This window comes from Rhodococcus sp. NPDC057014, from assembly GCF_042673295.1.
Lineage (GTDB): Bacteria > Actinomycetota > Actinomycetes > Mycobacteriales > Mycobacteriaceae > Rhodococcus_F.
Window position 1 is genome coordinate 1 of record NZ_JBHUSF010000169.1, and the last position, 18,499, is coordinate 18,499.

Genomic DNA, 18,499 nt, shown 5'->3' on the forward strand with positions numbered 1-18,499 from the left:
GTCAGGCGACTCGCTCACCGCGCACACGGCGCTTGCGCCCTATTTTTTCCGCCGGTTGGGTGCGAACACGAGAACCACGCCGACCAGCACCGCGACCACCACGAACAGCCAGCGGAATTCGACGTCCGCGAGCGGCGCCGGCGAGAACGGCCCCGCGAGCGCCCATCCACTCACCAGCAGCGCTGCCACCCCCGCCAGGAGCAGGAGCGGTGACGGGCGCTTGCGCGTCCGGGTCTGCTCGCCGTCCTGAGTGTCGTCGACGTCATCCACGGCGCACCTCCATACTTCCGAACCGGACATCTGCATTGAGCGTCAGGACGTGACCGTCGGTGCCGTCGGCACCGCCGTCGAGACCGTCGGGGAGGCACTGTGCGTCGCCGAACTGGGCGGTGCAGTGGTTCTCGACGTTCATGCCGGGCGGCAGGAGCACCACGACCTCACCGAACTGACCGCTGACGTCGACCGTCTTGTCCTCGGTGAGCGTGACGTTCCGGAGGTCGAGCGTGAAGCTGCCGAACCCACCGGAGTAGGCGGGGTCGATGTCGGCCGCCGTCAGAGGCACCCAGGTCCGGTCTCCCATGTTCTCGCTGTTCAGGTCGAGTGACCCGACGAGCGAGGCGAGGATCACGAAACCGATCAGCGGGCCTGCGACGACGAGAAGCCCGTAGCCCTTGCGCAGGAAGCCACCGATCAGCAGCCCCACTCCGATGACGGCGAGCGCGACCGCGCCGATACGACCGGGGTTCAGCCAGTCGGATCCGGTGGCGACCGCCAGCGCCGTCGCCGCCGCGGCCGCGAGGATGGCCAGTCCGATCACCATGGTGGTCAGGCGGGAATGCGTGCGCTCCGGTTGCACTGCGGGAGTGGTGGTTCTGGCCGGCTCGGGCAGGTCCCACGCGAACGGGGCGACACCGAGCGGGTCCCATGCCGGGGGTCGCGGTTCGAGCGGCGCGAACGGCGCCGACGGTTGGTCGACCCGCGGACCGGCGGTCGGGGACTTCTCGAACGACACCGGATCGTTCTGGGCGGCAGCGGTTTCGGGCTTCAGTGCCTCGGTGGGGGCCTCGCCGGTCGCGTCCGCCGGCTGCCCCGTGGCGGGAGGCGTGCTCGGCGTGTACGAGTCGGGAAGCTTCGTGTACGGACCGTACGCACCCGAACCGTACGTGCCCGGGCCGAACGGGTTGGCGCCGAACTGTCCGGGCGAGAAACTCGTCCCGGGATAGCCGGTGCCGAGACCGGGGGCGACGACTCCGGCGGGCGACGGCGGAGGGATCGGCTGCCGCTGGTACAGAAGCCACAGGCCGCCGAGCATCAGCGCCATGCTGATCAGCCCGGAGCCGCCGAGGCCGACGCCGAAGGGGCCGACGGTGCTCACCGCGATCGCCAGTGCGACGAGAAGAACAACGGTCTTGGTGCCCGAGTCGGAGCTGTGACCGCGTCCCATCAACGACTCCGCGGGGGAGGCCGGGTCGCCCGACTTCGTGAGGGCGAGCCAGCACGCCAGGTAGAGGAGCACACCGGCGCCGCCGAAAATGGTGGACACGACGAACGCGACTCGTATCAGTACGGGATCGACGCCGTAGCGGTAGCCGATTCCCGCACAGACACCGGCGACGTGGCCGCGGCCGGGCAACCGCACCGGCCGGGTCCGCCACAGATCCTGAATCTGCTCTTGGAAGCTCCCATTGGTCATACGACCATCGTTCCGGCCGCCGCATCGCGCGTACATCGGGAAGTACCCTGATCTTTCCGGTCGGGGTGGGCCGGAACGCGGCTCGAAGTCAGGGTCGGACCCTGATGCCGCGGCCCGGGGATCGTGCCAGTATCGAAGGTGTGCAGCCTGTGAACACGTCCGCGGGCGGCGACCGATACGCGGGCGCCGTCACCGTGCCGGTACCGCCCGGCGGTCTTCCCATGCCGCGGCTCGAACGCCGGACCGGCGGCCGCATCGTCGGCGGCGTCGCGGGTGGTATCGCCGACCAGCTGGACATCGACGTGATGAAGGTGCGGGTCGCGTTCGCCTGTCTCGCCGCGCTCGCCGGCGCGGGCATCGTCGGCTACGGGCTGTTGTGGATCTTCACGGCCGCGGGTTCGGACACGGAGAAGCCCAGTGCGTCCGAGCGGCGCAGAGCGTACGGGCTGATCGCGATCGGTCTTGCCGGCGCGTCCGCGTTGTCGTGGTTGTTCAGCGGCCGGGTCGGTTCGGTGATCGCACCGATCATCGTGGTGGCGGTCGGTGCGGCCCTGGTGTGGCGCGAATTCGATTCGGAGGGGCCGCGCACCGTCATCGGGCTGCCTCAGCGCCCCACCGTCCTCACCTGGGCGCGGGTCCTCGGTGGCGTGACGCTGATCGTGTCCGGTCTCGGCGTGGTGATCCTCGCGCAGGTCGACTTCGCCGCGCTGCGTTCGTCGTTGCTGGCCGTCGTGGTCACCCTGGTCGGCGCCGGACTGCTGACCGTGCCCCTGTGGTTGCGGCTGTGGCGGGCACTGGGGGCGGAGCGCGCCGCGAGGATCCGCAACGACGAGCGTGAGGAGATCGCGTCACACCTGCACGACTCCGTTCTGCAGACCCTGGCGCTGATCCAGAAACAGGCCGACCATCCGCAGGAGGTCGCGCGGCTCGCCCGGGGACAGGAACGGGAACTGCGCAAGTGGTTGTTCGGTGGCGGAGAGGCCGACCATTCGAGCCTGGCGGAGGCGTTGCGCATCATCGCGGGCGAGGTGGAGGACCACCACGGCGTCACCGTGCGGCCGGTGACGGTCGGCGACGTGGCCCTCGACGTCGACGGCTCCGGCGAGGGACTGTCGAAGGAGAGTTTCACGGCGGTGCTCGGCGCGACACGCGAAGCTCTGGTCAACGCGGCCAAGCATTCCGGGGAGACCGACATCAACCTGTTCGCCGAGGCCGAGCGCGAGCAGGTCAGTGTGTTCGTCCGGGACCGCGGCGTCGGATTCGACGTCGACGAGGTGTCGCCGGACCGTCAGGGGCTGGCGAAGTCGATTCGCGGGCGGATCGAACGGCGAGGCGGGCACGTCGACGTGCGGTCCACACCCGGCAAGGGCACCGAGGTGCGAATCCACATGCCGCGGAACGGCCGGACGCGCGCGGGAGCGGGGGCCGCCGAGAGCACGGACACCGGCGTCGAGGACGTGCCGTTCAGTCAGGGCGCGTGAGCACGTGAATCGTGCGACACGCTCTACAGTGGGGTGACACTACCGCCCACGCGAGGAACAGCTGCAGTGACTTTGCCTGAAACACCACCGTACCGTGTCTTTCTCGTCGACGATCATGCAGTGTTCCGCTCCGGTGTCCGTGCCGAGCTCGGTAGGGAAGCGGACATGGAGGTGGTGGGCGAGGCGGGCGGTGTCGCGGAGGCGGTGTCCGGGATCAACGCCACCTCGCCGCACGTCGTGCTGCTCGACGTCCACATGCCCGACGGCGGCGGTGTCGCGGTGCTGCGGGGCATCGAGGCGGGTCCGGTGTGCCTGGCGCTGAGTGTGTCCGACGCCGCCGAGGACGTGATCGCCGTGATCCGCGCGGGCGCCCGCGGGTATGTCACCAAGACGATCTCGGGCGCGGAGCTGGCCGACGGCGTACGCAGGGTGGCCGGCGGTGACGCCGTGTTCAGTCCGCGGCTCGCGGGTTTCGTGCTGGACTCCTTCACCGGACGTTCCAATGCTCCTGAGCCGCAGCTGGATCCGGAGCTGGATTCACTGACGCCGCGAGAGCTGGAAGTGCTGCGCCTCCTCGCCCGCGGTTACACGTACCGCGAGATCGCCGAGGAACTGGTGATCTCGGTGAAGACAGTCGAAACGCATGCGTCGAACGTGCTGCGGAAGACGCAGCAGTCCAACCGGAATGCGCTCACCAGGTGGGCGCACCGCAGGCGGATCGACTGACGTCCCGGGGGTCAGGGCTGCGCGAGCAGGACGATCACGGCCACGAGCACGGCCAGGATCAGGATCGCGACCATGACACCCATGGCGATCGGTGCCCACGCGACCACCTGGTCGCGGACGGTGGGGGCCGGCGAACCCGGAGCGGGTTTCGCCGGACGCGGAGGCCACTGCAACCGGCCGAGCGGGCGCGGCACGTTCTTGAGCGGGGTGCTCTGATGCACGGCGGGCAGCCCGGCCTGCGTGGAACCGACCAGTTTGCCGCGGCGGCGTGAGTCGGGCAACGGTGTCGAACGGTGAGCCCACGCCGGGATGGTGCCGTCCGCGGAATAGACGGGTGAGCCGACGAGGTGCGCGACGTTGCCGTCCCCGGCCATGGCCACCCGGGCCAGGGCGTCGCGGGCCTCGGCCATCGTCGGACGGCGCGCCGGGTCGGGTTCGAGAAGGTGCAGCAGCGTGTCGGTGAGGGGGCCGGCCTTGCTCGGGCGGTAGATCTCGGCCTTCGCGACCCGGTGCAGGAGGGCGATGGAATCGGAGTCGATCCCGAACGGCGGCTGCCCTTCGACGACGGTGTACAGCGTGGATCCGAGCGAGAAGACGTCGCTGGCCTCGGTGGGGTCCTGACCGCGGGCGACCTCGGGGGAGAAGTACGCGGGGGTGCCGGTGATGACGCCGTTCGCGGTGTCCGCGGAGTCGCCCTTGGCCCGGGCGATACCGAAGTCGCTGATCTTGACGGTGCCGAGTTCCCGGCCGCGGTCGGCGACGAGGATGTTGCCCGGCTTGATGTCCCGGTGCACGATCCCCGCGGCGTGGGCGGCGGTGAGCGCGTCGGCCACCTGCGCGCCGATCTGGGCGACCTCGAGCGGGGGCAGGGTGTCGGCGATGTTCATCGCCTGGGCGAGGCTGCGCGACGGCAGGTACTCCATGACGAGCCACGGTTCCCCGGCCTCGAGCGCCACGTCGTACATCGCGATGGAATGCCGGTGCGCGAGTTTGGCGGCGTTGCGGCCCTCCCGCATGGTGCGGTCGCGTACCCTGCGTGCCTCCTCGGGGTCGAGCCCGGCCGTCGTGGTGACCTGTTTGATGGCGACGTCGCGGTGCAGCAGGGTGTCCCGTGCGAGCCAGACCGCGCCCATTCCGCCGCCGCCCAGTTTGGACCGCAGGCGGTACCTTCCGGCCACCAGGTATTCGGGTCCGATGCCCCTTTCGCTCTGCTCCTGCTCCATCACGCGTTCAGGTTAGAGGATTGTGCGGACACGGGACGCGCGGCCGTCCTGACCTGGTCGTTCGGGGTCCACTTGACGGGCATTCACGGACCCGCTTTACTGGAAACGGGTTCGAAAATACGTTCGAACAAAGCGTCTGTTCGAGCCGCGTCTTCCCCGTGGTTGCCGACCGCTGTTGGTGCCGAGTGTCAGGGGTGTCGAGTTGGCTGAAGTGGCCGGCGAGCCGGGGTTTCCGGTGCCGGGGTCTCCCGAGCTGTCCGAGCTGTCCCGGCAGGAGCGTCTGGACTACCTCCGGCGGCGGATGGCCGCTGTCCCCGCACGCGGGGAATCGGTGGCGAGCCGGGCCCCGGTGGAGGGTGGGTTTCCTGCGACGGGCACGCCCGCGGCCCCCGACTCCCGGGCCGTCGGGGTCCTTCCGGTTCCGGCTGCGCTGGCCGGCCTCCTTCCGCGGGGCGGTCTGGTGCGCGGTTCGGTGGTGTCGGTGTCGGGTGCCACCTCGCTCCTGCTGGGGTTGGTCGCGTCCGTCACCGCGGGCGGCGGTCACGTCGCGGTGATCGGGCATCCCCGGCTGGGGGTGCTGGCCGCGGTCGAGATGGGCGCGCAGCTGGAACGGCTGGCCCTGATCCCGGACCCGGGCGCCGATCCGGTGGAGATCGCCGCGGTGCTGCTGGACGGAATGGATCTGGTGGTGCTCGGGCTGGGAGGGGCGTCGGTGGCGCCGTCCCGGGCGCGTGCGGTGGTGGCCCGCGCCCGGAGCAAGGGGGCGACCCTGGTCGTCACGGACGGGCACTGGGACGGTGCGGAGATGCGGCTGGAGGCGCGGGTGCACGGTTATGCCGGGCTGGGCAACGGATCTCAGGACCGAGGCTGCGGGCGGTTGCGGTCCCTCAGCCTGGCGGTGTGCGCCCGGGGGCGGTCGTTCCAGCCGCGCACCACCCGGCTGGACGTGCGGTCGGCGCAGGGCCGGGTGGAATGGGTGAGCACCCCGGAGCCGGTGGCGTCCCTCGAAGCCGGTGCCTTCCCGGAGCCGGTGGAGGTGGTGGGCCTGTGAGCCGGGTGCTGGCGTTGTGGTGCCCCGACTGGCCCGCGGTCGCGGCGGCCGCCGCCGCGGACCTCCCGCCGACCCACCCGGTGGCGGTGACGTCGGGCAACCGGGTGATCGCCTGCTCGGCGCCGGCCCGCGCGGACGGGGTGCGCCGAGGTCTGCGCCGCCGCGAGTCCCAGGCCCGGTGCCCCCGGTTGCACGTGGCGGCAGCCGATCCCGACCGCGACGCCCGGCTGTTCGAGCCGGTCGCCTCCGCCGTCGACGCGGTGGCGCCCGGGGTGGAGGTGTTGCGGCCCGGTCTCGTGGTGCTGCCCGCTCGCGGCGTCGCCCGGTATTTCGGTTCGGAGGAAGCCGCCGCGGAACGGCTCGTGGACCAGGTGTCGGCGGTGGGGGTGGAATGCCAGGTCGGTATCGCCGATCAGCTGTCCACGGCCGTGATCGCCGCGCGCAGAGCAACTCTCGTGCCACCCGGCAAGGGGGCGGCCTTCCTGGCGCCGCTCCCGATGCGGGAACTGGCCGCGGAGCCGAGTCTCGCGGCGCCGCATCGCGAGGAGCTGGTCGATTTGCTGCACCGGCTCGGGTTGCGCACGATCGGCAGTTTCGCCGCACTGTCGGCGGGCGATGTGGCGTCGCGGTTCGGAACCGATGCGGTGCTGGCGCATCGGGCCGCGCGGGGTGAGCCGGAGCGTCCCCCGTCGGGGCGGTCGCTGCCTCCGGACCTGGAGGTCGAGGAACGGTGCGATCCTGTCATCGAACGGGTCGACGCCGCCGCCTTCGCGGGACGGGCGTTGGCGGAGAAGCTTCATCGCACGCTGTCGGACGCCGCGGTGGCCTGCACCCGGCTGTCGATCTCGGCGAGCACCGGCAACGGTGAACAACTGTCCCGGATCTGGAGGTGCGCGGAACCGCTGACCCCCGAGGCGACGGCGGACCGGGTGCGGTGGCAGCTGGACGGGTGGCTGACCGGGCGCAGCGAGAAGCGGCCCACCGCCGGTATCGCCGTCCTGCGGCTCGAACCGGTGGAGGTGGTGGCGGCAGGCGCCCTGCAGTTGGGGCTGTGGGGTGGGGTCGGCGACCAGGACGAACGGGCCCGGCGGGCCCTGGTGCGGGTGCAGGGTCTGCTCGGCGGGGAAGCCGTGCAGGTGGGGGTCCTCAGCGGGGGGCGGGGCCCGGCGGAGCGCATCACGTTGCTGCCGTTGGGCGACGAGTTGATTCCGCGCAACGATCCGTCGGAGCCGTGGCCGGGCACGTTGCCGGAACCGGCGCCCGCCGCGGTGCTGACCGCGTATCCGGAGGTGTGGATGTCGGACGAGCGGGGCATCGCTGTGACGGTCACGGAACGTGGTGTGTTCAGCGCGGTTCCCGCGCGGCTGCGGTGGGGGAGCAGGGAGTGGGCGGTGTGCGGATGGGCCGGACCGTGGCCGGTGGACGAGCGGTGGTGGGACCCTCCGGCGGCGCGGACGGCGGCCAGGGCGCAGGTGCTGCTGGAGGAGTCGCGGGCGCTGCTGGTGATCTGCACGGCAGGCCGCTGGTCGGTGGAGGGAATCTATGAGTGACGGACCCCGCGTGGGGCGGGCGGCGTAACCCGCGCACCGGCCTCGCTTGCGGATCGGCCGTCCGAAATGCTTTGCTGTGCAGAGGGTCGCGTGCCGGTGGCGGACAGCGTCAGGCATGGAGGCCGGCCACAGTCGCGTCGTCGGCTCGTGGCATACCTCGAAAGGGTCGACTGTGACCATTTCCTTCAATCACACGATCGTCGCCGCCAAGGACAAGCAGGAGTCGGCGACCTTCTTCACCACGCTGTTCGGGCTGCCGGACGCCGTGCCCGCCGGACATTTTCTGGCGGTCGCGCTCGACAACGGGGTGTCCCTCGACTTCGCGGAACCGCCGATCGAATTCCAGCCGCAGCACTACGCGTTCCTCGTCGGGGAGGACGACTTCGACCGGATCTACGGCCTGATCGTCGAGTGGGGTCTCGACCACTGGGCGGATCCGCGGCAGACGCTGCCGGGCACCATCAACACCAACGACGGCGGGCGGGGCGTCTACTTCCTCGACCCGTCGGGTCACTATCTGGAGATCATCACCCGCCCGTACGGGTCGGGCGGGTAGTCCGCGGCCGTCGCTAGTCTGGATTCTCGTGGAGACGACCAGGACTACCCCGACGCGCGCCGGTATCGAGATCGCCTACCGGGACAGTGGGTCCTCGGCGCCGGGGGAGTCGGACGTTCATCCCGTGCCGGTGGTTCTGGTGCACGGGATGGGCGGTGACGGCGGCACCTGGGACCGTTTCGCCCGCGCACTCGTCGCTCGGGGGAGACGCGTCCTCGTCCCGGATCTGCGGGGGCACGGTCGCAGTGCCCGCGCGGCGTCGTATCGGTTCGAGGAGTTCGGCGCCGATGTGGTGGAGGTGTGCGACAACCTGGGGCTGACGAGGGTGGACCTCGTGGGGCACTCGCTCGGTGGTCATGCCGCGTCGCTCGCGGCGCAGGCCCGACCGGGGCTGGTCCGCCGGCTGGTGATCGAGGAGGCCCCGCTCCCGTTGCGTCCCGGTGACCCGGAACAGGTGTTCGCGAACCGGCTGCCGTCGCTGCCGGAACTGTGGCACGCGACGACGAGCGTCATCCGGCATCCGCGGGCGGTGTTCGCCTTCGACCGGTCGATGACGGGCTCCGCGATCGAGCAGTTTCGCCGCCCGGATCCGTTGTGGTGGGACCGATTGCCGGACATCGAGGCCGACACGCTCATCCTGCGCGGCGGACCGGGCGGGATGGTCGATCCCCGCAAGCTCGAGTCCGCGGTCGCGGCGATACCGAGGTGCCGGGTGGTGGTGTTTCCCGGCGGGCACAGCATTCACCGCGACCGGTACGACGAGTTCGCGGCGGAGGTCCTGCCGTTTCTCATGCAGCCTCAGACGGGCTGACAAAAAGTCTGAAAATGTAAACCGTGGCGGCCTCGACAGGACTAGCGTGGAAACGGAAAGAGGGGGCTCGGAACGAGGAAGAAGGACCCACGATGTCGACACTCACGCCCGGACGTCCCTACACGCCCGGCAGGCAAGGGTTCAGCTCACTTCGCGACGGGGGACTCAACTGGGACGCGTTCCCGTTGCGGCTGTTCACGAAGGGCAACGCCAAGTTCTGGAACCCCACGGACCTCGACTTCAGCCGGGACGCGGAGGACTGGGAGGGGCTGAACTCGGAGCAGCAGCGCAACTCCACGTATCTGGTCGCACAGTTCATCGCCGGTGAGGAAGCGGTCACCGAAGACATCCAGCCGTTCATGAAGGCGATGGCCGCCGAGGGGCGCTTCGGCGACGAGATGTACCTCACGCAGTTCTGTTTCGAGGAGGCCAAGCACACCCAGGTGTTCCGGTTGTGGATGGACGCGGTGGGCCTGACTCGGGACCTGCACCCGTTCGTCGCCGACAACCCGTTCTACCGGCAGTTGTTCTACGAGGAATTGCCGGGATCGCTGAAGGTCCTCGAGACCGATCCCAGCCCGGCCAATCAGGTGCGGGCCAGCGTCACCTACAACCACGTCATCGAGGGCAGCCTCGCGCTCACCGGGTACTACGCGTGGCAGAAGGTGTGCACGACGCGCGGAATCCTGCCGGGAATGCAGGAACTCGTCCGCAGGATCGGCGACGACGAACGACGCCACATGGCGTGGGGGACGTTCACGTGCCGTCGGCACGTCGCCGCCGACGACGGCAACTGGGGCGTGGTCCAGGAGCGGATGGCGGAGCTGATGCCGTTGGCACTGGGCATGATCGACTGGGTGAACAAGCAATTCGAGGTCCAGCCGTACGGGCTCGACCCGCAGGAGTTCATCGCGTACGCCGCGGACCGGGCGCAGCGCCGGCTGGGGGCGATCGAATCCGCGCGTGGACGCCCGGTCGAGGAGATCGACCTGGACTACTCACCCGAGGCGCTCGAGGAGAAGTTCGGCGAGGAGGACGCCGAGGCGATGTCCGAGGCCGCCGGCTGAGGCGCACCCGGCGGTGGCAGTGGCAGGATCGGCCCATGGCGCTCACCGCACTCGACCGCAGACTCCTCGGCTGGTCCGCAGCATTCGTGATCTCGCAGGCGAACATCCTCCGCCTGCTCGGTCCCGTGGCACCCCGGCTCGCCGAGATCCAAACGGCCCGCTCCGCACGGGACTACACCGCGATCCTCGACGGGATGACCGACTCCGACACGGCGCGCTACCGCAGCCACTACTACCCGGACTTCGTCCACCCGCTGATCTATGCCGTCGCGCTGCGCACGGGCGCCCGGCGGCTGGCGGAACTGACCCCGCTGTCGCCGGGAACGCAGAAGGTGCTGGCGGCGGCGCCGGTGATCTCGGCGGCGGGCGACTACGCCGAGAACCTCGTCGGGCTGTACCTGCTGTCGCACCGTGAGCACATCACCGACGCGACCGTGCGGGCCACCAGCGCGGTCAGCGTCACCAAATGGGTACTGGCACTCGGGGCGCTCGGATACCTGTCCCAGGGATTCGTGAGGGTCTGGGCGGGAAAGCTGTTCTCCCGCTAGATTCAGGCGCATGAGTGCTGCCGAGCTGAGCGTCGAGTACTTCACCGGGCAGGCCGAGTTCCGGGAGTGGCTCGCCGCCCATCACGCGTCCTCACCCGGCATCTGGCTGAAGATGGCCAAGAAGGGGTCGGCGCAGTCGTCGATCGACTACGACCGGGCGCTGGAGGTCGCGCTGTGCTACGGCTGGATCGACAGCCAGGTGCGCCGCGTCGACGACGACTTCTTCGTGCAGCGGTTCACCCCGCGTTCGTCGCGGAGTCCGTGGTCGAAACGGAACCGCGAGTTCGCGGAGAAACTCGCCGAGGCCGGTCTCCTCGAGCCCGCGGGCGTGGCCGAAGTCGAGCGGGCCAGGGCGGACGGCCGCTGGGACCGCGCGTACGCGGGACAGAAGGCGGCGGAGATACCGCAGGACTTCCTGGACGCCCTCGCGCGGAATCCCGAGGCCGAGGCCTTCTACGCGACACTCGACAGCCACAACCGGTACGCCGTCTACTACCGCCTGCAGGACGCCAAACGCCCGGAGACGCGTGCCCGCCGCATCGAGAAGTTCGTCCAGCAGCTGGCGGAGCGCAGGAAGTTCCACGACTGACCGATTTCCGCGACTGACACAATGGCATCGTGCCCGACACGATCACCGCCACCTGTTCCGCGCTGTCCGCCACCGACGAACCCCTCGCGGGCACCGCTGCGCACGTCAGGGGCTGGGTGTGCCTGGAATTCCCCGGAGCGTGGGGCCGGGACGTGCTCGACGGCACGGCGCTCGGCACGGACCTGGCCCGCGAACTCGACGCCCGTGCCGACGCCGCCGGGGTGCGGATCATGTTCATCCGCCGGCCCGGCCGCGGCACCGCGTCACCGGATCGGCGCACGGTGCTGCTGGCACAGTCGCACCCTGCGCGGTCGTGGTGCGAGCGGCTCGAGATCGGCTACCCGGAGGACCTGCTCGAGCTGGACCTCGGTCTGGTCGCGGGACCCGCGCCGGGTCTGGGCACGCCGGTGACGGACCCCGTCGCCCTGGTGTGCGCGCACGGGAAGAGGGATCAGTGCTGCGCCGTGCTCGGGCGGCCGGTCGCGGCCGGCCTGGCCGCGGAGTTCGGCGACGCGGTGTGGGAGTGCTCGCACACGGGCGGGCATCGGTTCGCGCCGTCGCTGATCCTGCTGCCGACGGGCTACACGTACGGCCGGCTGTCGGTGCAGCAGAGCGTCGACGCGGTCCGCGCCGCCGCCGCGGGCGAGGTGTTCCGGACCGGGCTGCGCGGCCGCAGTTGCTGGGACATCCCGGGGCAGGTGGCGGAACTCGCCGTCCGCGATCGGGTGGACGCCACCGCCGACGAGCTGACGGTGGACGCGAATTCGGTTGTCACCCATCGCGACGGGCGTCGCTGGGTCGTCGACCTCGAGGAGCGGGAACTGCCGCCGCGGCCGGCGAGTTGCGGGGCGGCGCCGAAGCCGGTGCGGCCGATCGTCGCCACCGGAGTTCGCGCCCTCACCCCCTGAGGCGGTCACCAGTGGGTGCCGGGCACCAGCCTTGCGACCTTCCGGGCGGCGCGGCCGAGCACCGACGACGAGTGGTGCCGGGGTTCCGGCGCGCGCCGAGGGGCCGGCGTCGCGTCGTCCGTGCTCGTTCCCTTCGCGGCCGGTGAATCGGGGAACATGCGATACATCTGGTGCATCACGCGGTCCTTGACCGCCGGTGCGAAGACGTGGCCGAGTTCACCGAGCGTGCCGGTCGGGACGTCGATGCGTTTGGGGCGTTCGATCAGCGCACGAACGACCATGGCGGCCGCCTTCTCCGGGGACGTGATCGGTCCGATGTTATACCGGCCGGTGGGTGCGATCATCGGCGTCTCGACCAGAGGCATGTGGATGGTGGTGAACGTGATTCCGTCCGAGAGGGTTTCGGATGCCGCGACGTCGGTGAATCCGTCGAGGGCCGATTTGCTGGCGACGTAGGCGGCGAACCGCGGGGTCGCGCCCTGGACGCCGGCGCTGCTGATGTTGACGATGTGGCCGAACCGCCGCTCACGCATCTGCGGGAGGAAGGCCAGGACGAGCCGGACCGCGCCGAAATAGTTGACGGCCATGGTCCGTTCGAAATCGTGGAACCGGTCCGTCGAGTGGTACAGCCCCCGGCGAATCGAGCGGCCCGCGTTGTTGACGAGCATGTCGACGTGATCGTGTTCGGCGAGAACGGCTTTGACGGTGTGCTCGACCGATTCGTCGTCGGTGATGTCGCAGGGGTAGCCGTAGGCCTCGCCGCCCGCCGCGCGGATCTCGGCGACCACGGCATCGAGTTCCGCGGCGCGCCGGGCGAGGAGCAGGACCTTCGCGCCCTTGCGGGCCGTCGCGATGGCGGAACTCCGGCCGATCCCGGACGACGCCCCGGTGATCACGACGTGCCTGCCCACGAGTGGTCCGGAGGGGTGGGGCCTGCGCGCCCGGTCGGGGTCGAGGTTCTCGCGCCAGTACGACCACAGCCTGCCTGCGTACGAGGCGAAGGGAGGTACCTCGATGCCGGTGCCGCGCAGCGCCTCCCGGGTGTCGCGGTCGTCGAACACCGTGGGCAGGGTCAGGTTCTCGACGAGCACCGGCGGGATGCCGAGCGCGCCGAGCACGGCCTTGCGTCCCGTATCGAGGGCCGAGTCGGGGGTCGGGGTGAGGAACGGGCGGACGAGTTCGCCGGGCAGGCCGATCGCGGGATGCGGTGCGCCTGCCGCCTCGGCGAGTGCGGCGTAGATCTCGCGGACCGGTTGGGGGCGCGGATTGACGAGGTGGAACGTCTGGCCGTCCCGTCCGGGTGCCGTCATCAGTTCCACGACGGCCGCCGCCACGTAGTCGACGGGCACGACGTTGGTCGCGCCGATCCGCGGTACCGCCACCGGCAGGGCGGCGGGGAGCTTCGCGAGCGCCGCGATGGCGGGGAAGAGGTAGTACGGGCCGTCGATCTTGTCCATCTCGCCGGTGACCGAACTACCGACCACCGCGGCGGGGCGGTAGATGCGTGTGCGCAGGCCCTCGGCGTCGCGGACCAGTTTCTCGGCCTCGAACTTGGTGCGGTGATACGGGGTGGGGAAGCTCTGGCCGAGATCGAAATCGGTTTCCCTGAACGGCCCCTCGTGATCTCCCGCGACGGCGATGGAGGAGACGTGGTGGAGTGTTGCGTCCAGCTCCCGGGCCAGCGCGATGACAGAACGGGTGCCGTCGACGTTCGTGGAGGCCTGTTCGTCGCCCGCGGTGAGGTCGTAGATCGCGCCGAGGTGCAGGACGTGGTCGGCCGCCGGCACGGACCCGAGTCCGAGGCCGGGCTCGGTCAAATCGCCGATCAGGGGGCGCACGCGTTCGCCGCCGGACATGCCGTCGACGAGTGCCTCCAGCCGCGCGACGGACGCGCGCCGGACGAGGACGTGGATCTCGGCTGATGCATCGCGGTCGAGGATCAGGGGCAGCACGTGCCGACCCAGGAATCCGGTACCGCCGGTGACGAGGTAGGTGGCCATGCCCCGAACTTACTCCAAAGTAAGATGATGCACTAGTGGCCGAGACCCACCTTGGCGTGCACCTTCTTCATCCAGGCCGGAGCCCACCAGTTGGCCTCGCCCATCAGCTTCACCAGGGACGGAACGAGGAGCATCCGGACCACCGTCGCATCGACGAGCAGCGCGACGATCATGCCCACGCCGAGGAACCGCATGATCGACAGACCGGAGATTGTGAATGCCCCGGTCACCACCACGAGCAGCAGCGCGGCGGCCGTCACGATCCGGCCCGTGCGCTCGGTGCCGAAACGCACCGCCTCCTCCGTGGTCGCGCCCGCCTCGTGCGCCTCGACCATGCGCGACATCAGGAACACCTCGTAGTCGGTGGACAGGCCGAAGACGACGGCGAGAATGAGGACCACGAACGTCGCCTCGAGCGGTGCCGGACTGACCCCGAGCAGGCCCGCGCCGTGACCGAGCTCGAAGATCCAGGTGAGCACCCCGAACGTGGCGGCGAGACTCAGCCCCGCCATCGCGACCGCTTTGATCGGCAGCACCACGGAGCCGAACGCCAGGAACAGCAGGACCAGCGTCGAACCCACCATGATCGCGATCATGACCGGCATCCAGTGCACGATCGCCGCGTTGCCGTCGTCGACGGTCGCCTGGCCGCCGCCGACGAGCAGTTCGGTTCCCTCGGGGACGGAGATGGCGCGGAGACCGTCCACGGCCGCACTCTGATCGTCGGTGGTCACTCCCTCGGAGTAGACGGCCTGCACCGCCACCAGTTCGCCGTTGGATGCGACGACGGTGGCGGCGCCGATACCCGGCACCTGACCGGCGGCCTGGGCCACCGCGGCCCCGTCGGCGGCAGTCGGCGCGGTGCCGTCGGTGCCCCGGAGGATGAGGGTGGCGCCGTTCCCGGTGGTGGGAAATTCGGTGGTGAGGGTGTCGGTGGCGATACGGGCGGGATCGTTCTCGGGCAGCGCCGTGTACGTGACCTCGCCGAGCGACGCGCTGAGCAGAGGCGCCGCCAGGACCATCAGACCCGCGACGATCCCGACCGCGATGGCGACCGGCCGCCGCATGACCCAGGTGACGACGGAGCCCCAGAACTTGCGGGCGCGCACCTCACCGCGCTGCGCCGCATCCTTGCGCCAGCTCAGCGCGTTGATGCGGTGACCGAGGATCGCGAGCAGCGCGGGCACCGCGGTGAGGGACAGCAGCGCCGCACTCGCGACCGCGGCCATCGCACCGAACCCGAGCGACTTGATCACGTCCTGCGGAAACACCAGCATCCCCGAGAACGCGCACACCAGAAGCAGACCGGAGAACAACACGGTGCGACCCGCGGTCAGGACGGTGCGCCGGGTCGCCTCGGTCACGTCGGCGCCGGACTCGAGTTCCTCGCGGAATCGGCCGACGATGAACAGGCCGTAGTCGATCGCGAGCCCCAGGCCGAGCAGGGACGCCACGTTGATCGCGAACGAACTGACGTCGGTGAACAGGGTCAGCAGGCGCAGCGTCGCGAGGGCGCTGAAGATCGAGAGCAGCCCGACGAACACCGGAACGGCGGCGGCGACCAGTCCGCCGAAGATGAAGACCAGCAACACGAGAGTGATCGGCAGCGCGATCGCCTCGGCCAGCACCAGGTCCTGCTGCAGCCGGTTGTTGAACGCCACACCCACCACCGAGTTGCCCGCGAACTCGGTGTCGACGCCCTCCACCTCGAGCTTCGGCAGCAGATCGTTGAACGTGGCGGCGGTGATCCCGGCATCCGGGTCGACGGTGATCGCGGCCGACGCCTTGGTGCCGTCCTCCGACACCATCAGGTGCTTCCTCGTCGCGTCCGCCGTCCAGTACGACGTCACCGAATACGTCGGCACCTCGGCGGCGAACCGGTCGAGACTCGCGGTGACCTGGGGGCCGATGTCACCCAGGGTCTTCCCGTCGGGTGCGGTGTAGATGGCGATGATGTCCGGCGTCTGCGGACCCAGATTGTCTTCGACGATTCGCGCCACCTCGGCGGATTCGCTACCGGGGTCGATGAATCCGCCGGAGCTGAGCTTCGCGAACACACCGGTGCCCCACACGCCGCTCACCAGAACGGCGAACACGGCGAGCGTCAGGACCCACCATTTGCGTGAAACAACGGTCGAGGCCCAACGTGTCATGCGTCAACTCCGGGTGGTCGGGGGCGGTCGGCTGCGACTGCCGACTGTAGTGCGGATCGAGGGATTGCCGGTGGGGGTGTGACGCGGGTCCCGGCAAATCGTGCATACTCGGCGGTGCACTTGCAGTCACACGCACGGGGGAAGCCGGTCCGAATCCGGCGCTGACCCGCAACGGTAGGCCACCAGAGCATTTCGGTGGCGAGCCCGATTACCCGGCGTGTGGTGTGCGACATCCTTTCGTCGTGGTCTACGAAGCGGAGTCCCGCAGGCGCGCCTGTACGTGGGCGTCTGCAGGCTTCTCATTCGTGGCTCTGAGCCGCAATGAGGTTTACATGTACGGTCAGTTGTTCAGAAGTACCGGTCTGGTCACGCTCGCCGTGGCCGCGCTGGTGGTCACCGGGTGTTCGCGCGGGGAGTCCGTGGGGCAGACCGCTTCCGCCGAATCCTTCGCCGAACCGGTGTCCGTCACCAACTGCGATCGCACGGAGACGTTCGACGCCCCGCCGCAGCGCATCGTCAGCATGAACGATCACGTCACCGAGGTGCTGATCGAGATGGGGGCCGCTGATCGCATCGTCGGCACGGGGTACGGCGACGCGACCCCGCTGCCGGAGTTCGCGGACGCGTTCGCGAAGATCCCGAAACTCGCGAAGGAATACCCCACCCGGGAACAGATCCTGGACCTCGACCCCGACCTGGTGGTCGGTGGCATGCGCAGCGCGTTCGACGAGAAGGAGGGGCGCTCGCGCGAATCCCTCGGCGAACAGGGCATTCCGACGTTCCTGTTCTCCGAGTACTGCGGGCAGGGTTTCCCCGACATCGGACTGCTGCGCAGCGACTACACGCAGCTCGGTGAGATCCTCGGCGTCCCGGACGAGGCAGTCGCCGTCAGCGACCGGGTGACGTCCGGGTTGCAGGCCGTGCGGGACGAGATCGCAGGCACCACCCCGGTTCCGACGTTCTTCTACGATTCCGGCGAGGACGTCCCTCTGACGATCGGCGGTGTGGGAGTCGGCCAGCTCATCGCGGACCATGCGGGTGCGGTCAACCTCTTCGCCGAGGGGCAGAAGCCGTATTCGACGTCCACGTGGGAGATCATCGGTGAACGCGCCCCGGAGGCGATCGTCGTCCTCGACTACGGCACGACGAGTGCGCAGGCGAAGATCGACTTCCTGACGTCGCACCCGATCATGTCGACGACGCCCGCAGTGAAGGCGGGTCGTTTCGTGGTGGTGCCGCTCGACGACTTCTTCGAGAGCCCGCGGCTGGTGCAATCGGTGGAGACGATCGCGCGGGCGCTGCATCCGGACGCCGTCGGCGCGCGATGACGGTCACCGCCGAACGTGCGGCGCCACCCGCGTCGCCCACGCACCCGGCCCGGACGCGCGTCGGTTTCGCGGGCCTGATGATGCTACTCGCGCTGACGACCCTGTTCGCCGTCGCGCTCGCGGTGTCGTTCGGTTCCGTGCGTATCCCCGTCGGCGACGTCTGGGCGATCGTCGGGCACCGGGTGGCCCCGGGGGCGTTCGAGCCCTGGTGGTCGCAGGCCCGGGAATCGATCGTGCTCGACTCCCGGCTGCCGCGGGCACTCACCGCGGCGGCAGTCGGGGCCGCGCTCGCCCTCGCGGGCGCCGTGGCGCAGGCGGTGACCCGCAATCCGCTGGCCGATCCCTATCTGCTCGGCGTGTCCTCGGGTGCGGGTTTCGGCGTGGTGGTGGTGACGGTGCTCGGGCTCGGAGTGGGAGCGCTCGGCGTGTTCACGATTCCCACCGCGGCGTTCCTGGGCGCCATGGTGCCGCTGTTCCTGTCACTGGCGATCGGCGGCCGGTATCCCCAGCCGACCGCGGTCATCCTCGTCGGTGTCGCGTCGGCGCAGGTGTTCTCCGCCCTCATCACGTTCTCGATCCTGGTCGTCGCCGACGAGCACCAACTGAGTTCGGTGATGCACTGGCTGGCGGGCGGTTTCGGCGACTCACGCTGGTCGACGGCGATCGTCCCGGCCGTCGCACTCGCGACGGTCGGGGCGGCGTTGATGCTGAGCGCGAGCCGTGTCGACCTGCTACAGGCGGGAGACGACGGCGCCGCCGCCCTGGGGATGAACGTGCGGCGCTTCCGCGTCGTCCAGCTGCTCGGGGTGTCGATG

At 70.0% G+C, this 18,499-nt stretch carries 17 protein-coding genes and 1 riboswitch; of the genes, 12 read left to right on the forward strand and 5 right to left on the reverse strand.

Annotated features, from left to right (window positions below):
* Positions 1-39: 39 nt before the first annotated feature.
* Positions 40-270, reverse strand: coding sequence for a hypothetical protein (locus tag ACFTZB_RS27435; RefSeq protein ID WP_378435998.1), 231 nt, complete (start codon positions 268-270; stop codon positions 40-42).
* On the reverse strand, positions 263-1,729 hold the full coding sequence (locus ACFTZB_RS27440) for a PspC domain-containing protein (RefSeq protein ID WP_378436000.1): 1,467 nt from the start codon (positions 1,727-1,729) through the stop codon (positions 263-265). The genes ACFTZB_RS27435 and ACFTZB_RS27440 overlap by 8 nt, the downstream gene beginning before the upstream one ends.
* 68 nt (positions 1,730-1,797) lie before the next feature.
* Here ACFTZB_RS27440 and ACFTZB_RS27445 point away from each other — a divergent pair, with 68 nt between their 5' ends.
* On the forward strand, positions 1,798-3,174 hold the full coding sequence (locus ACFTZB_RS27445) for a PspC domain-containing protein (protein WP_378436002.1): 1,377 nt from the start codon (positions 1,798-1,800) through the stop codon (positions 3,172-3,174).
* Positions 3,175-3,240: 66 nt separating this feature from the next.
* Positions 3,241-3,900: a response regulator gene (locus tag ACFTZB_RS27450; RefSeq protein ID WP_378436004.1), complete on the forward strand. Its 660-nt coding sequence runs from the start codon at positions 3,241-3,243 to the stop codon at positions 3,898-3,900.
* Between the two features lie 11 nt (positions 3,901-3,911).
* Here the strand turns inward: ACFTZB_RS27450 and ACFTZB_RS27455 are convergent, their stop codons facing one another.
* Positions 3,912-5,123, reverse strand: a complete 1,212-nt coding sequence (locus ACFTZB_RS27455; RefSeq protein ID WP_276135960.1) for a serine/threonine-protein kinase — start codon at positions 5,121-5,123, stop codon at positions 3,912-3,914.
* Positions 5,124-5,334: 211 nt separating this feature from the next.
* On the opposite strand from ACFTZB_RS27455, the gene ACFTZB_RS27460 reads away from it, so the two are divergent.
* From ACFTZB_RS27460 to ACFTZB_RS27495, 8 genes are all read left to right on the forward strand, one after another.
* A complete protein-coding gene (locus ACFTZB_RS27460; protein WP_378436027.1) occupies positions 5,335-6,174 on the forward strand; it encodes a hypothetical protein in 840 nt (279 codons plus the stop codon).
* Positions 6,171-7,724 (forward strand): DNA polymerase Y family protein, encoded by a 1,554-nt coding sequence (locus tag ACFTZB_RS27465; protein ID WP_378436006.1) that lies wholly within the window; start codon positions 6,171-6,173, stop codon positions 7,722-7,724. Before ACFTZB_RS27460 ends, ACFTZB_RS27465 begins: the two co-directional genes overlap by 4 nt.
* Positions 7,725-7,896: 172 nt before the next feature.
* A complete protein-coding gene (locus ACFTZB_RS27470; RefSeq protein WP_378436008.1) occupies positions 7,897-8,280 on the forward strand; it encodes a VOC family protein in 384 nt (127 codons plus the stop codon).
* A 28-nt stretch (positions 8,281-8,308) separates the two neighbouring features.
* A complete protein-coding gene (locus ACFTZB_RS27475; RefSeq protein WP_378436010.1) occupies positions 8,309-9,091 on the forward strand; it encodes an alpha/beta fold hydrolase in 783 nt (260 codons plus the stop codon).
* A 92-nt stretch (positions 9,092-9,183) separates the two neighbouring features.
* Complete coding sequence (locus tag ACFTZB_RS27480; protein ID WP_206005477.1) at positions 9,184-10,158, forward strand: R2-like ligand-binding oxidase; 975 nt, start codon at positions 9,184-9,186, stop codon at positions 10,156-10,158.
* A 35-nt stretch (positions 10,159-10,193) separates the two neighbouring features.
* Complete coding sequence (locus ACFTZB_RS27485) at positions 10,194-10,706, forward strand: hypothetical protein (RefSeq protein ID WP_378436012.1); 513 nt, start codon at positions 10,194-10,196, stop codon at positions 10,704-10,706.
* Positions 10,707-10,716: 10 nt separating this feature from the next.
* Positions 10,717-11,295 carry a YdeI family protein gene (locus tag ACFTZB_RS27490; RefSeq protein ID WP_378436014.1) on the forward strand — a complete coding sequence of 193 codons (579 nt, stop codon included), beginning with the start codon at positions 10,717-10,719 and terminating at the stop codon, positions 11,293-11,295.
* Positions 11,296-11,324: 29 nt separating this feature from the next.
* Positions 11,325-12,203: a sucrase ferredoxin gene (locus ACFTZB_RS27495; RefSeq protein WP_378436016.1), complete on the forward strand. Its 879-nt coding sequence runs from the start codon at positions 11,325-11,327 to the stop codon at positions 12,201-12,203.
* Positions 12,204-12,208: 5 nt separating this feature from the next.
* On the opposite strand, the gene ACFTZB_RS27500 is transcribed toward ACFTZB_RS27495, so the two are convergent.
* Both ACFTZB_RS27500 and ACFTZB_RS27505 read right to left on the reverse strand, forming a co-directional pair.
* A complete protein-coding gene (locus tag ACFTZB_RS27500) occupies positions 12,209-14,203 on the reverse strand; it encodes an SDR family oxidoreductase (protein ID WP_378436018.1) in 1,995 nt (664 codons plus the stop codon).
* Between the two features lie 32 nt (positions 14,204-14,235).
* The gene (locus tag ACFTZB_RS27505) at positions 14,236-16,356 is read right to left on the reverse strand and encodes an MMPL family transporter (protein ID WP_378436020.1); all 2,121 of its coding nucleotides are present in this window, start codon (positions 16,354-16,356) and stop codon (positions 14,236-14,238) included.
* A gap of 92 nt (positions 16,357-16,448) precedes the next feature.
* Positions 16,449-16,591: riboswitch (cobalamin riboswitch) on the forward strand.
* A gap of 97 nt (positions 16,592-16,688) precedes the next feature.
* On the opposite strand from ACFTZB_RS27505, the gene ACFTZB_RS27510 reads away from it, so the two are divergent.
* Together ACFTZB_RS27510 and ACFTZB_RS27515 are read left to right on the forward strand one after the other, a co-directional pair.
* Positions 16,689-17,684, forward strand: coding sequence for an ABC transporter substrate-binding protein (locus tag ACFTZB_RS27510; RefSeq protein WP_378436022.1), 996 nt, complete (start codon positions 16,689-16,691; stop codon positions 17,682-17,684).
* Positions 17,681-18,499: FecCD family ABC transporter permease (locus ACFTZB_RS27515; protein WP_378436024.1), on the forward strand; the 819-nt coding region annotated here is incomplete at its 3' end. The genes ACFTZB_RS27510 and ACFTZB_RS27515, both read left to right, overlap by 4 nt.

Coding starts and splice junctions, on each gene's coding strand:
- ACFTZB_RS27480 (WP_206005477.1), top strand. CDS start 9,184: ATGTCGACACTCACGCCCGGACGTCCCTACACGCCCGGCAGGCAAGGG.
- ACFTZB_RS27500 (WP_378436018.1), bottom strand. CDS start 14,203: ATGGCCACCTACCTCGTCACCGGCGGTACCGGATTCCTGGGTCGGCAC.
- ACFTZB_RS27505 (WP_378436020.1), bottom strand. CDS start 16,356: ATGACACGTTGGGCCTCGACCGTTGTTTCACGCAAATGGTGGGTCCTG.
- ACFTZB_RS27440 (WP_378436000.1), bottom strand. CDS start 1,729: ATGTACGCGCGATGCGGCGGCCGGAACGATGGTCGTATGACCAATGGG.
- ACFTZB_RS27490 (WP_378436014.1), top strand. CDS start 10,717: ATGAGTGCTGCCGAGCTGAGCGTCGAGTACTTCACCGGGCAGGCCGAG.
- ACFTZB_RS27485 (WP_378436012.1), top strand. CDS start 10,194: ATGGCGCTCACCGCACTCGACCGCAGACTCCTCGGCTGGTCCGCAGCA.
- ACFTZB_RS27510 (WP_378436022.1), top strand. CDS start 16,689: ATGTACGGTCAGTTGTTCAGAAGTACCGGTCTGGTCACGCTCGCCGTG.
- ACFTZB_RS27455 (WP_276135960.1), bottom strand. CDS start 5,123: ATGGAGCAGGAGCAGAGCGAAAGGGGCATCGGACCCGAATACCTGGTG.
- ACFTZB_RS27445 (WP_378436002.1), top strand. CDS start 1,798: ATGCCGCGGCCCGGGGATCGTGCCAGTATCGAAGGTGTGCAGCCTGTG.